The sequence below is a fragment of the Enterobacter sp. Ap-1006 genome (assembly GCF_011752835.1).
GTDB lineage: Bacteria > Pseudomonadota > Gammaproteobacteria > Enterobacterales > Enterobacteriaceae > Cedecea.
In genome coordinates, this window is sequence record NZ_VWWU01000005.1 from 282,948 (window position 1) to 297,056 (window position 14,109).

12 protein-coding genes are annotated in these 14,109 nt (G+C 52.4%); 11 read left to right on the forward strand and 1 reads right to left on the reverse strand.

The features are described from left to right. The first annotated feature begins 3 nt into the window (after positions 1–3). The 4 genes from yqgG to speB all read left to right on the forward strand — a co-directional run bounded on the left by yqgG (position 4) and on the right by speB (position 3,497). The gene (gene yqgG, locus F3J28_RS22640; protein ID WP_502685432.1) at positions 4–159 is read left to right on the forward strand and encodes a small protein YqgG; all 156 of its coding nucleotides are present in this window, start codon (positions 4–6) and stop codon (positions 157–159) included. Positions 160–266: 107 nt separating this feature from the next. Beyond that, a complete protein-coding gene (yqgB, locus tag F3J28_RS17240; protein ID WP_442892300.1) occupies positions 267–407 on the forward strand; it encodes an acid stress response protein YqgB in 141 nt (46 codons plus the stop codon). Next, positions 400–2,376: a biosynthetic arginine decarboxylase gene (speA, locus tag F3J28_RS17245; RefSeq protein WP_008461567.1), complete on the forward strand. Its 1,977-nt coding sequence runs from the start codon at positions 400–402 to the stop codon at positions 2,374–2,376. Before yqgB ends, speA begins: the two co-directional genes overlap by 8 nt. 200 nt (positions 2,377–2,576) lie before the next feature. Continuing rightward, positions 2,577–3,497: an agmatinase gene (speB, locus tag F3J28_RS17250; protein ID WP_008461568.1), complete on the forward strand. Its 921-nt coding sequence runs from the start codon at positions 2,577–2,579 to the stop codon at positions 3,495–3,497. A gap of 36 nt (positions 3,498–3,533) precedes the next feature. On the opposite strand, the gene loiP is transcribed toward speB, so the two are convergent. Further along, on the reverse strand, positions 3,534–4,292 hold the full coding sequence (gene loiP, locus F3J28_RS17255; protein WP_008461569.1) for a metalloprotease LoiP: 759 nt from the start codon (positions 4,290–4,292) through the stop codon (positions 3,534–3,536). Between the two features lie 268 nt (positions 4,293–4,560). Here loiP and tkt point away from each other — a divergent pair, with 268 nt between their 5' ends. The 7 genes from tkt to tdcC all read left to right on the forward strand — a co-directional run bounded on the left by tkt (position 4,561) and on the right by tdcC (position 14,076). Continuing rightward, positions 4,561–6,552 carry a transketolase gene (gene tkt, locus F3J28_RS17260; protein ID WP_008461570.1) on the forward strand — a complete coding sequence of 664 codons (1,992 nt, stop codon included), beginning with the start codon at positions 4,561–4,563 and terminating at the stop codon, positions 6,550–6,552. A gap of 327 nt (positions 6,553–6,879) precedes the next feature. Continuing rightward, the gene (gene epd, locus F3J28_RS17265; RefSeq protein WP_008461572.1) at positions 6,880–7,926 is read left to right on the forward strand and encodes an erythrose-4-phosphate dehydrogenase; all 1,047 of its coding nucleotides are present in this window, start codon (positions 6,880–6,882) and stop codon (positions 7,924–7,926) included. A gap of 21 nt (positions 7,927–7,947) precedes the next feature. Continuing rightward, complete coding sequence (gene pgk, locus F3J28_RS17270) at positions 7,948–9,111, forward strand: phosphoglycerate kinase (RefSeq protein ID WP_008461573.1); 1,164 nt, start codon at positions 7,948–7,950, stop codon at positions 9,109–9,111. 97 nt (positions 9,112–9,208) lie between these two features. Next, positions 9,209–10,288 carry a class II fructose-bisphosphate aldolase gene (fbaA, locus tag F3J28_RS17275; RefSeq protein ID WP_085542353.1) on the forward strand — a complete coding sequence of 360 codons (1,080 nt, stop codon included), beginning with the start codon at positions 9,209–9,211 and terminating at the stop codon, positions 10,286–10,288. 402 nt (positions 10,289–10,690) lie between these two features. Continuing rightward, positions 10,691–11,629 carry a transcriptional regulator TdcA gene (gene tdcA, locus F3J28_RS17280; protein ID WP_166878144.1) on the forward strand — a complete coding sequence of 313 codons (939 nt, stop codon included), beginning with the start codon at positions 10,691–10,693 and terminating at the stop codon, positions 11,627–11,629. A gap of 101 nt (positions 11,630–11,730) precedes the next feature. Then, positions 11,731–12,729: a bifunctional threonine ammonia-lyase/L-serine ammonia-lyase TdcB gene (tdcB, locus tag F3J28_RS17285; RefSeq protein ID WP_166878147.1), complete on the forward strand. Its 999-nt coding sequence runs from the start codon at positions 11,731–11,733 to the stop codon at positions 12,727–12,729. A gap of 15 nt (positions 12,730–12,744) precedes the next feature. Continuing rightward, positions 12,745–14,076, forward strand: a complete 1,332-nt coding sequence (gene tdcC / locus F3J28_RS17290; protein ID WP_166878150.1) for a threonine/serine transporter TdcC — start codon at positions 12,745–12,747, stop codon at positions 14,074–14,076. Positions 14,077–14,109 lie beyond the last annotated feature (33 nt).

Consider the following 14,109-nt stretch of genomic DNA (forward strand, 5'->3'; position numbering starts at 1 on the left):
TGCGTGGAGGTGATACAAGTAATGAACCGCCGTCATTCATATAACCCAGCACGCCGTTCTGGCGCGTATATGCTCCTCGCAGCCTGCATCTCATGTTTTCAAACTTGCCGATGTTTTACCCATCTCGGCGCTTCTCAGGATCCCCGGGCCGGTCTGTAATCCGCCGTGGTAACTGAACAAGGGCGCTCTTGTATTACAAGAGTTTTCTCGTGGTTTCGCCGTCCTGTCATACAGGGTTCGGATACGTGTTTTACAATGATATGAAAATGAAACCGGTCGCACAGCCTGGCTGTCAGCGTCTTGTGCTGTCAATGCGCGCTGTTAATGGGTTGTTATTGCAGGATACCCCTGCGATAGTAGTCAACTGTTTTGCACAATCGACAAAATTTGAGGTTCGCCATGACTGACAAAATCACTTCTGTTTCGGGTTCGTCAGTGGGCGAGCAGGATGTACATCGTTCCATTCAGGAGGTTGCCATGAGCTCCGAGGAAGCCAGCAAGATGCTGCGTACATACAATATTGCCTGGTGGGGCAATAACTATTATGACGTTAACGAACTGGGCCACATCAGCGTTTGCCCGGACCCGGACGTTCCTGAAGCTCGCGTGGATCTCGCCGAACTGGTGAAAGCGCGTGAAGCTCAGGGCCAGCGCTTGCCTGCGCTGTTCTGCTTCCCGCAGATCCTGCAGCACCGCCTGCGTTCGATTAACGCCGCCTTTAAGCGTGCGCGTGAATCCTACGGCTACAATGGCGACTATTTCCTGGTTTACCCGATCAAAGTTAACCAGCACCGCCGTGTGATTGAGTCGCTGATTCATTCCGGCGAACCGCTGGGCCTGGAAGCAGGTTCTAAAGCCGAGCTGATGGCCGTATTGGCGCACGCGGGCATGACCCGGTCGGTTATCGTCTGTAACGGCTATAAAGACCGCGAATACATCCGCCTGGCGCTGATCGGCGAGAAGATGGGCCATAAGGTCTATCTGGTTATCGAGAAGATGTCCGAAATTGGCATCGTGCTCGAAGAAGCCGAGCGACTGAATGTGATCCCACGCCTGGGCGTTCGCGCACGTCTGGCCTCTCAGGGATCCGGTAAATGGCAGTCCTCCGGCGGCGAAAAATCCAAGTTTGGCCTGGCGGCAAACCAGGTTCTGCAACTGGTGGAAATCCTGCGTGAACGCGGCCGCCTGGACAGCATTCAGCTTCTGCACTTCCACCTGGGGTCGCAAATGGCGAACATTCGCGATATCGCCACCGGCGTTCGTGAATCCGCCCGCTTCTACGTTGAGCTGCATAAACTGGGCGTGAACATCCAGTGCTTCGACGTTGGCGGTGGCCTGGGCGTGGACTACGAAGGGACTCGCTCCCAGTCCGACTGCTCCGTTAACTACGGCCTGAATGAATACGCGAACAATATTATTTGGGCAATTGGCGATGCCTGTGAAGAAAATGGTCTGCCGCACCCAACGGTGATTACCGAATCTGGCCGCGCCGTGACCGCGCACCACACCGTGCTGGTTTCCAATATTATCGGCGTGGAGCGTAACGAATATACCGAAGCAACTCCACCTGCGGTTGACGCCCCTCGCGCACTGCAAAGCATGTGGGAAACCTGGGAGGAGATGCATCAGCCCGGGACTCGCCGCTCGCTGCGTGAATGGTTGCACGACAGCCAGATGGACCTGCACGATATCCACGTCGGCTACTCCTCCGGGGCATATAGCCTGCAGGAGCGTGCCTGGGCAGAGCAGCTTTACCTGAACATGTGCCACGACGTGCAGAAGCAGCTTGATCCAAGCAACCGCGCACACCGTCCAATTATCGACGAACTGCAGGAGCGCATGGCGGACAAAATGTACGTCAACTTCTCGCTGTTCCAGTCGATGCCGGATGCGTGGGGGATCGATCAGCTGTTCCCGGTACTGCCGCTGGAAGGGTTGAATCACGCGCCTGAGCGCCGTGCGGTGCTGCTGGACATTACCTGCGACTCCGATGGGGCAATTGACCACTACATTGATGGCGACGGCATAGCCACGACGATGCCAATGCCGGAATACGATCCGGAGAACCCGCCGATGCTGGGCTTCTTCATGGTGGGTGCGTACCAGGAAATCCTGGGCAACATGCACAACCTGTTCGGTGACACCGAAGCTGTGGACGTCTTCGTCTTCCCTGATGGCTCCGTGGAAGTTGAACTGTCTGACGAAGGCGATACCGTGGCGGACATGCTGCAGTACGTGCAGCTCGATCCGAACAAGCTGCTGACTCAGTTCCGCGACCAGGTCAAGAACACCGGCCTTGACGATGCGCTGCAGCAGCAGTTCCTCGAAGAGTTCGAAGCGGGTCTGTACGGTTATACGTATCTGGAAGACGAGTAAGCTATCGCTTTCCCTCTCCTCTTCAGGGAAAGGGGCAAAGAGCGCACAATAGCCTATACTCTCTTGAACCTGTATGAATTAGCGGCGATAATCCGCGCAATAAATAGTAGTCACCCAATCCAATCCCTTCCTCGTCGGGTTTAACGACGCGGAGGGGATTTTTTTTAGGCGTTTTTTAACCCCAACCGAGAGGTCAGACAATGAGCACCTTAGGCCACAAATACGATAACTCCCTGGTATCTAATGCCTTTGGTTTTTTACGTTTCCCGCTGAATTTCCAGCCGTACGATAGCGATGCAGACTGGGTGATCACCGGCGTTCCGTTTGATGCGGCAACTTCCGGTCGCGCAGGCGGCCGCCACGGCCCGGCAGCGATTCGTCAGGTGTCCACCAACCTGGCATGGGAAGGAAACCGTTTCCCGTGGAACTTCGACATGCGCGAGCGTCTGAACGTTGTGGACTGCGGCGATCTGGTTTACGCCTTCGGCGATGCCCGTGAGATGAGCGAAAATCTCCAGGCGCACGCTGAGCGTCTGCTGGCTTCCGGCAAGCGTATGCTTTCCTTCGGCGGTGACCACTTCGTGACTCTGCCGCTGCTGCGTGCTCACGCGAAGCACTTTGGTAAAATGGCGTTGGTGCATTTTGATGCGCACACCGACACCTACGCGAATGGCTGCGAGTTCGACCACGGCACGATGTTCTACACCGCGCCAAACGAAGGCCTGATCGATCCGAACCACTCCGTGCAGATCGGTATTCGTACCGAGTTCGACAAAGATAACGGCTTCACCGTGCTGGATGCCTGCCAGGTTAACGATCGCGGCGTAGACGACATTATTGCCCAGGTTAAGCAGATCGTCGGTGATATGCCGGTTTACCTGACTTTTGACATCGACTGCCTGGATCCTGCTTTTGCGCCGGGAACAGGTACGCCGGTGATTGGTGGCCTGACGTCCGATCGTGCTATCAAGCTGGTTCGGGGCCTGAAAGATCTGAATATCGTGGGGATGGACGTGGTGGAAGTGGCTCCGGCCTACGACCAGTCTGAAATCACCGCGCTGGCTGCGGCAACGTTGGCGCTGGAAATGCTGTATATCCAGGCGGCCAAGAAAGGCGAATAAGCCTTTAAATACCGCCCCGTTGGGGGCGGTATCGCTTTATTTAATCCCATCCGCCGCCATGCGGTCGCGGATATGCTGGGCACGAGCGGCAGACGCCGGGTGGTCGTCCAGCATGGAGCTTTGACGGCCCTCGTCGAGCTTAGCCAGTTTCTCGAAGCTGGTGGCAAGACCGGTCGGATTGATGCCGCGTTTGCGCAACAGATCGTAAGAATAATCGTCCGCTTCAGATTCCTGGCGCTGAGAGAACTGAGCGTTCACCAGTTTTTCGCCTAAATCCCCAAGCTGAGACTGCGACAGGTTGCCAATCACGCCGCCTGCGGATGCTGCAGCAACGCGGGCTGCGTTAGCCCCGAGCGCGACCTGCATACCTTTTTTCACGTGGCCCAGCGCGACGTGCCCCATTTCGTGGCCAATCACCGCTTCCACTTCGTTGTCGTCCATCATGTCCATCAGGCCGCTGTAGACGCGGATGCAGCCGTTCGCCATGGCGAAGGCGTTGACGTCTTTGGTCACATAAACTTTGTAGTTAACCGGCAGACCGTTGATGTTATCCCCCAGCGCGGAGGCAATTTTGTTCAGCCGCTGGGTGTATGGGCTGTCTGCCGGGGCTATCGTGGCTTTGCTGTCCTGCTGCTTACAGGCATCATCGCTCAGGGTTTTCACCTGCGCGTCGCTTAAAGTATAGGCCTGGAAAGCTTCGGCTCCAGAGGTCAATAGCCCGTTGGAATCCATTCCCTGGCAGCCGCTCAGCAGGGCTGCGACGCTCAGGCTCAACAATATTGGGCGCATCTTCATGGCCATTTTCCTTTCTTTATAATAGGTAAAAACAGAATCGGATTTACCGCAGGCGAGGCGGCTCCAGAACCAGTATAAAGAAGAATAAATGGCCTGCGCATCAGGTTGCGCAACTTGCGAGCGTTATCCAGAGATTTCTTACCCTGTCAACGGCACGCCGCATGTACATGACCATTCCCCTGGTGTACATTGTTGTCACATTTTCGGGCGTAGCCCATAACGCATCGTAGTCAAGGCGCGACCTTCAACCATCCGATCTGGAGTCAAAATGTCCTCTCGTAAAGAGCTTGCCAATGCTATTCGTGCGCTCAGCATGGACGCAGTACAAAAAGCCAAATCCGGTCACCCGGGTGCCCCTATGGGCATGGCCGACATTGCCGAAGTCCTGTGGCGTGATTTCCTGAACCATAACCCACAGAACCCTTCCTGGGCAGACCGCGACCGTTTCGTGCTGTCCAACGGCCACGGTTCTATGCTGATTTACAGCCTGCTGCACCTCAGCGGTTATGATCTGCCGATTGAACAGCTGAAAAACTTCCGTCAGCTGCACTCCCAGACTCCGGGCCACCCGGAAGTGGGCTACACCGCCGGTGTTGAAACCACGACTGGCCCACTGGGTCAGGGTATTGCGAACGCGGTCGGTATGGCTATCGCAGAGAAAACGCTGGCGGCACAGTTTAACCGTCCTGGCCACGACATCGTGGACCACTTCACCTATGCATTCATGGGTGACGGCTGCATGATGGAAGGCATCTCTCACGAGGTTTGCTCCCTGGCTGGTACCCTGAAGCTGGGTAAACTTGTTGCGTTCTATGACGACAACGGCATCTCCATCGACGGTCACGTTGAAGGCTGGTTCACCGACGATACCGCAAAACGCTTTGAAGCCTACGGCTGGCATGTCGTGCGCGGTGTAGACGGCCACGATGCCGCGGCTATCAAACGTGCAGTAGAAGAAGCGCGTGCGGTGACCGACAAACCATCCCTGCTGATGTGCAAAACCATCATCGGTTTCGGTTCCCCGAACAAAGCCGGTACCCATGACTCTCATGGCGCACCGCTGGGTGATGCAGAAATCGCACTGACCCGCGAAGCGCTTGGCTGGAACCACGCACCGTTCGAAATCCCTTCTGACATCTACGCGCAGTGGGATGCGAAAGAAGCGGGTCAGGCTAAAGAAGCCGCATGGAACGAGAAGTTCGCTGCCTACGCGAAAGCCTTCCCGCAGGAAGCCGCAGAGTTCACTCGCCGCGTGAAAGGCGAAATGCCTTCTGACTTCGACGCAAAAGCGAACGAGTTCATCGCTAAGCTGCAGGCTAACCCATCCAAGATCGCCAGCCGTAAAGCGTCCCAGAATGCTATCGAAGCGTTCGGCCCGCTGCTGCCGGAATTCCTGGGTGGCTCCGCTGACCTGGCGCCTTCTAACCTGACTATCTGGTCTGGTTCTAAAGCAATTAACGAAGATACCGCCGGGAACTACATCCACTACGGCGTGCGCGAATTCGGTATGACCGCTATCGCCAACGGTATCTCCCTGCACGGCGGTTTCCTGCCGTACACCTCTACCTTCCTGATGTTCGTAGAATACGCCCGTAACGCAGTGCGTATGGCTGCGCTGATGAAACAGCGTCAGGTGATGGTGTATACCCACGACTCCATCGGCCTGGGCGAAGATGGCCCGACTCACCAGCCGGTTGAGCAGGTCGCTTCCCTGCGTGTGACCCCGAACATGAGCACCTGGCGCCCATGTGACCAGGTTGAGTCCGCAGTCGCGTGGAAGTACGGCGTTGAGCGTCACGACGGCCCAACCGCGCTGATCCTTTCCCGCCAGAACCTGGCTCAGCAGGATCGTACCGAGCAGCAGCTGAAAGACATCGCTCGCGGTGGCTACGTGCTGAAGGATTGCGCAGGCCAGCCAGAGCTTATCTTCATCGCTACCGGCTCTGAAGTTGAGCTGGCGGTGGCCGCATGGGACAAGCTGACTGCCGAAGGCGTGAAAGCGCGCGTGGTGTCCATGCCGTCTACCGACGCGTTCGACAAGCAGGATGCGGCTTACCGTGAATCCGTGCTGCCGAAAGCCGTTTCTGCTCGTGTAGCTATCGAAGCTGGCATCGCAGACTACTGGTACAAATACGTTGGCCTGAACGGCGCTATCGTGGGCATGACCACCTTTGGTGAGTCTGCACCAGCGGAACTGCTGTTCGAAGAGTTTGGCTTCACCGTGGAAAACGTGGTGAAACAGGCTAAAGCGATTCTGTAATCCGTCTCGCTAACTATCAGGGTCGCTTCGGCGGCCCTTTTTTATGCCGATTATTCCACTTATACCCTGTTCTTTATTCCACCACCGGGGCGCTCAGTTGCAGTTATTCCACCAAAACTGTGATGTACGTCAGAAGTTGAGCGGAGCATGTTGGGGTATCGTTCCTTTTATTCCCGCTTTCGCTTAACATAGCTGAAGCGTTTCAGTCGAATAAATGTTCGACAATTAAGCAAACAAGTGCAGTTTCATGAGTGCGAGGATTCCCCTCAGGCGGTTGCTGGATTACTCTGTCAGCCACTAAATCCCAGGGATTCTGGCAGGAGAGATATGACCGTACGCATCGCTATTAATGGCTTCGGTCGCATTGGGCGCAACGTGGTACGTGCTTTGTACGAATCTGGTCGCCGTGCGGAAATTACCGTGGTAGCAATCAACGAACTGGCAGACGCTGCGGGTATCGCGCATCTGTTGAAGTACGATACCAGCCACGGCCGCTTTGCCTGGGATGTTCGCCAGGAACGTGAAGTCCTGTTTGTGGGCGATGACAGCATTCGCCTGCTGCATGAACCGACCATTGAAGCGCTCCCGTGGCGTGAACTGGGCGTTGATATCGTGCTGGACTGCACCGGTGTGTTCGGTTCCCGCGCTGATGGTGAAGCCCACCTCGCGGCAGGGGCGAAGAAAGTCCTGTTCTCACACCCTGGCGGTAACGACCTCGATACAACCGTCGTCTACGGTGTGAACCATGAGCAGGTAGAAGACAGCCACCGTATCGTCTCCAATGCCTCCTGCACCACAAACTGTATTATTCCAATCATTAAACTGCTGGATGAAGCGTTTGGCATTGAGTCCGGGACGGTCACTACCATCCACTCGGCCATGCACGATCAGCAGGTTATTGACGCTTACCACCCTGATTTGCGACGCACTCGTGCGGCGAGTCAGTCGATCATTCCGGTGGATACGCGTCTTGCGGCCGGTATCACGCGTATTTTCCCACAATTTAATGACCGTTTTGAGGCGATCGCGGTACGCGTTCCCACGATAAACGTGACGGCCATTGATTTGAGCGTGACGGTCAGAAATTCAGTAAATGCATGTGAAGTCAACCACTTGCTGCAAAAAGCGGCACAGGAAGCATTTCATGGTATAGTTGACTATACGGAATTACCGTTGGTCTCTACTGATTTTAACCACGATCCGCACAGTGCAATCGTCGACGGCACGCAAACGCGGGTCAGTGGGCAACATCTGATTAAAACTCTAGTCTGGTGTGATAACGAATGGGGCTTTGCCAACAGGATGCTCGACACCACGTTGGTTATGGCTCAATGGATTTCAGGTAAGGCGCACGTTGCGTCTGCAAAACTTTAAGAATCAACGAGAGGATTCACCATGTCTGTAATTAAGATGACCGATCTGGATCTGGCGGGCAAACGCGTATTCATCCGTGCCGATCTGAACGTGCCGGTTAAAGACGGGAAAGTCACCAGCGATGCGCGTATCCGTGCATCTCTGCCGACCATTGAACTGGCGCTGAAACAGGGTGCTAAAGTCATGGTGACTTCTCACCTGGGTCGTCCGACCGAAGGCGAGTACAACGAAGAATTCTCTCTGCTGCCTGTGGTTAACTACCTGAAAGACAAACTGTCTAACCCGGTTCGTCTGGTAAAAGATTACCTGGACGGCGTAGAGGTTGCTGCCGGTGAGCTGGTTGTTCTGGAAAACGTTCGCTTCAACAAAGGCGAGAAAAAAGACGACGAAGCACTGTCCAAAAAATACGCTGCACTGTGCGACGTGTTCGTGATGGATGCTTTCGGTACTGCACACCGTGCGCAGGCTTCTACTCACGGCATCGCTAAATTTGCTGACGTTGCTTGTGCAGGCCCGCTGCTGGCTGACGAACTGGAAGCACTGGGCAAAGCTCTGAAAGAGCCTGCTCGCCCAATGGTTGCTATCGTTGGCGGTTCTAAAGTTTCTACCAAACTGACCGTGCTGGACTCCCTGTCCAAAATCGCTGACCAGCTGATTGTTGGCGGCGGCATTGCGAACACCTTCGTTGCAGCCCAGGGCCACAACGTAGGTAAATCCCTGTACGAAGCAGACCTGGTTGATACCGCTAAAGATCTGCTGACTCGTTGCGACATCCCAGTACCAACCGACGTGCGTGTGGCAACCGAGTTCTCCGAAACTGCGACCGCAACCCTGAAGTCTGTGAACGACATCAAAGACGAAGAGCAGATTCTGGACATGGGCGACGTTTCCGCTGAGAAACTGGCCGTGATCCTGAAAAACGCGAAAACCATTCTGTGGAACGGCCCGGTTGGCGTATTCGAATTCCCTAACTTCCGTAAAGGGACCGAAATCGTTGCCCGTGCTATCGCAGACAGCGAAGCCTTCTCTATCGCAGGCGGCGGCGACACTCTGGCAGCTATCGACCTGTTCGGTATCGCAGACAAAATTTCCTACATCTCTACCGGCGGCGGCGCATTCCTTGAGTTCGTGGAAGGCAAAGTACTGCCAGCTGTAGCGATGCTCGAAGAGCGCGCTAAGAAGTAATTCCTACGGGCAGGGTAACCTGCCCGTTGATTTATTGCCGCCCGGCAAGATTCAGGACGGTGATTCGATTTTTCCAAGGCCTACAGGACACATCAACATGTCTAAAATTTTTGATTTCGTAAAACCAGGTGTTGTAACTGGCGACGACGTACAGAAAATCTTCCAGGTAGCAAAAGAGAACAACTTTGCTCTGCCAGCCGTTAACTGCGTCGGTACCGACTCTATTAACGCCGTTCTGGAAACCGCTGCGAAAGTAAAATCTCCGGTTATCGTTCAGTTCTCTAACGGCGGTGCTGCGTTCATCGCTGGTAAAGGCGTGAAAACTGATGTTCCACAGGGGGCTGCTATCCTGGGCGCAATCTCTGGTGCACACCACGTTCACCAGATGGCTGAACACTACGGCGTGCCGGTTATCCTGCACACTGACCACTGCGCTAAGAAACTGCTGCCGTGGATCGACGGCCTGCTGGACGCGGGTGAAAAACACTTTGCCGCTACCGGTAAACCACTGTTCTCTTCCCACATGATTGACCTGTCCGAAGAGTCTCTGGAAGAAAACATCGAAATCAGCTCCAAATACCTGGCTCGCATGTCTAAACTGGGCATGACCCTGGAAATCGAACTGGGCTGCACCGGCGGTGAAGAAGATGGCGTGGACAACAGCCACATGGACGCTTCTGCTCTGTACACCCAGCCAGAAGACGTTGATTACGCTTACACCGAACTGAGCAAAATCAGCCCACGCTTCACCATTGCAGCTTCTTTCGGTAACGTACACGGCGTGTACAAACCAGGTAACGTGGTTCTGACCCCGACCATCCTGCGTGATTCTCAGGAATACGTTTCTAAGAAACACAACCTGCCGCACAACAGCCTGAACTTCGTCTTCCACGGCGGTTCCGGTTCTTCTGCTCAGGAAATCAAAGACTCCGTAAGCTACGGTGTAATCAAAATGAACATCGATACCGATACCCAGTGGGCAACCTGGGACGGCATCCTGCAGTACTACAAAGAAAACGAAGCTTACCTGCAGGGTCAGCTGGGTAACCCGAAAGGCGCTGACCAGCCGAACAAAAAATACTACGATCCACGTGTCTGGCTGCGCGCAGCTCAGACCTCTATGATCGTTCGCCTGGAGCAGGCATTCAAAGAGCTGAACGCGGTAGACGTTTTGTAATTTGAGCTAATACTTGCTTCGATAAAAACCCGCCTTGGCGGGTTTTTTTATATTCAAATATAAGCGTAATATTTGCAGTCATTTTTAATTCTTTGTTTTATGCACCTTAATCTGAGTAAATAAACGTCAACATTGATAAATTTTCAGTCTGAATAAGAGTTTATTGCTGGTTATATGAATTTATTATCTCCATAAATTTCTTTTATTCGGGATGTTTAGGTTGACCTTAATCATGGAAATAGCAAATTACAAAACATTAACTCATTGTTATTTATGGTTTTATATTCATTTGATTGCTTGTTGTACTGATGAGGGTTGAGCTCTTGTGAGTCGCCGCACATAACATAGAAGAGAGAATACGTAAGATCGCCGCCATTGATAACTTATTAGGCATGGCGCTTTATGGATAATACGACATTACCTAAAACACAGCACCTGGTTGTATTTCAGGAAGTGGTAAGAAGTGGTTCATTTGGCTCTGCGGCGAAGCAGCTAAGTTTGACTCAGCCTGCGGTAAGTAAAATTATCAGCGATATGGAAGCCTTGTTTGGCCTGGAGCTTATCATTCGCAAAAATACCGGTGTTCAGCTTACGGTTGCCGGTAAAGTACTGCTCGGTTACGCCGAGTCGATTACCCGCGAAATGCGCAACATGTGCAACGAAATGAACAGCCTGGTCGGCAGCGAAGCGGTAGATGTTTCATTCGGCTATCCTTCGCTTATCGGTTTTACCTTCCTGCCGGGCATGATGAAAGCCTTTAAAGAGCAGTATCCACAGGCTGAAGTTTCAATGTTTGAAGCTCAACTTTGCTCCTTCTTACCGGCGATACGCGACGGCAGGCTGGATTTTGCTATCGGTACGCTGAGCGATGAGATGTTGCTTCAGGATTTGCACATCGAACCCCTGTTTGAATCAGAGTTTGTTCTGGTAGCCGGACGAACGCGAACGCGGGGAGGCGTGATGACGCTCCGCTCATTAAGCCATGAGCAGTGGGTGTTGCCTCAAACCGAAATGGGCTACTACAGTGAACTTCTGACCATCCTGCAACAGAACCATATCACCAGCGATAAAATCATTAAAACCGACTCAGTTGTCACCATTTATAACATGGTGTTGACCGCCGGTTTCCTGACGATTATTCCCCGTGAAATGATCGCACCTTTTGGCTCTCAGGAGTTTGTTCAAATTCCATTAACGGATGAATTACCTGTTGCACGCTATGCTGCGGTATGGTCGAAAAATTGCCGTATAAAAAAATCAGCGGCTACTCTGGTCGAATTAGCCAAAGTGCATTCAGTGCGTAGTAAATATCAATTTAATAAATTAACGGTGGTGGCTTAGCTTACTTAGCATAATCACTTTTTATCACTCATTAAACTAAAGAAGCGAGTTTTTTATTATTCGCTACGAGTATCTTTTATTGCTTTGATGCGGAGGTTAACATGCATATAGATAATGAATTGCCAGTCACAATTAACGATGTTCTTGAAGCGAAAAAAAGAATATCTGGATTTGTGTATAAAACCGGGATGCCTCGCTCTAATTATCTTAGCGAATGCTGTAAGGGCGACATCTATTTGAAATTTGAAAATATGCAGCGTACCGGTTCGTTTAAAATGCGCGGTGCTTTCAATAAACTCAGCTCAATGAGTGAAGAAGAAAGAGCCCGGGGCGTGGTGGCCTGTTCTGCGGGTAACCATGCTCAGGGTGTTTCATTGTCATGTGCGCTGCTCGGTATTAACGGCAAAGTGGTGATGCCAAAAGGTGCGCCAAAGTCAAAGGTCGCCGCCACGACTGACTATTCGGCTCAAGTCATTATCCACGGTGATAATTTTAATGAAACCATCGCCAAGGTCAGCGAAATTGTTGAGATGGAAGGGCGTATTTTTATCCCACCTTATGATGATGAAAAAGTCATTGCCGGACAGGGTACTATTGGACTGGAAATTCTTGAAGATCTTTACGACGTCGATAACGTGATTGTGCCTATTGGCGGCGGCGGTCTGATTGCCGGCATTGCGGTAGCCATTAAATCCATTAATCCAACAATTAATATTATTGGCGTGCAGGCGGAAAACGTCCACGGCATGGCTTCCTCTTTCCGTACTGGTGAAATTACCGCGTATCGGGCAGACAGCACGTTAGCTGACGGCTGTGACGTTGCCCGCCCAGGAAAGCTAACCTTTGAAATCGTCAAAAAATTAGTTACCGATATTATTTTGGTCAGCGAGGACGATATCAGAAATAGTATGGTCGCACTTATTCAGAGAAACAAAATTGTCACTGAAGGTGCTGGTGCGCTGGCTTCTGCTGCATTATTAAGCGGCAAGCTCGACCAGTACATTAAAGGCCGGAAAACTGTGAGTATTATTTCTGGTGGAAATATCGATTTGTCTCGTGTTTCTGAAATTACTGGCGCAGCGGAAGCCTGCCTGGTCTAAATAAGGATCTTCATTATGAGTAATGTAGAAACAACCCTTGTTGGTCAAAAAGAGTCCGCCCTGTGGCGTAAGTCAGATACCACCTGGACTTTAGGTCTGTTTGGTACCGCCATTGGCGCTGGGGTCCTGTTTTTCCCGATTCGCGCGGGCTACGGCGGGCTTATCCCAATACTTATCATGCTTGTTCTGGCCTATCCGATAGCCTTCCTTTGCCACCGTGCGCTGGCACGACTGTGCCTTTCCGGCAGCAATCCATCGGGAAATATCACCGAAGTTGTCGAGGAGCATTTTGGTAAAACGGGTGGCGTCGTTATCACCTTTCTTTATTTCTTCGCGATTTGCCCGCTGCTGTGGATTTACGGCGTCACTATTACTAACACCTTCATGACCTTCTGGGAAAATCAGCTCCAGCTGATGCCCTTAAATCGTGGGCTGGTAGCGCTATTCCTGCTGATGCTGATGGCCTTTGTCATCTTCTTTGGTAAGGATCTGATGGTGAAGGTGATGAGCTGGCTTGTGTTCCCGTTTATCGCCAGCCTGGTCATTATTTCCCTGTCGCTTATTCCCTACTGGAATTCAGCCGTTATCGATCAGGTGAACCTGAGTGAAATCGCGTTGACCGGCCATGACGGCATCCTGGTGACCGTGTGGCTCGGGATCTCCATCATGGTGTTCTCCTTTAACTTCTCGCCGATCGTCTCTTCCTTTGTGGTGTCGAAGCGTGAAGAGTACGAAGCGGACTTCGGGAAAGCCTATACCGAAGACAAGTGCTCAAAAATCATCTCGCGTGCCAGCATGTTGATGGTTGGCGTGGTGATGTTCTTCGCCTTTAGCTGCCTGTTCACGCTGTCGCCACAGAATATGGCCGAAGCAAAAGCGCAGAACATCCCGGTGCTCTCCTATCTTGCTAACCATTTCTCTTCACTCTCTGGTTCGAAGTCTACTTTTGCCACGGTGCTGGAATATGGCGCATCGATTATTGCCCTGGTCGCCATTTTCAAATCTTTCTTCGGCCACTATCTGGGCACGCTGGAAGGGTTGAATGGCCTGGTCCTGAAGTTTGGCTATAAGAGTGACAAAACGAAGGTTTCCGAGGGCAAACTTAATCTGATCAGCATGGTGTTTATCATGGGGTCAACCTGGGTTGTAGCCTACGCCAACCCAAATATTCTTGACCTGATTGAAGCGATGGGCGCCCCGATTATTGCCTCGTTGCTTTGCCTGCTGCCGATGTACGCGATTCGCAAAGTGCCGGCGCTGAGCAAATACAAAGGCAGAAGTGAAAATATCTTTGTTACCGTGATCGGCTTACTGACGATCCTTAACATCGTATACAAAATCATGTGATTAACTGTCATTGGCTCAGGATGAGTGAACGTT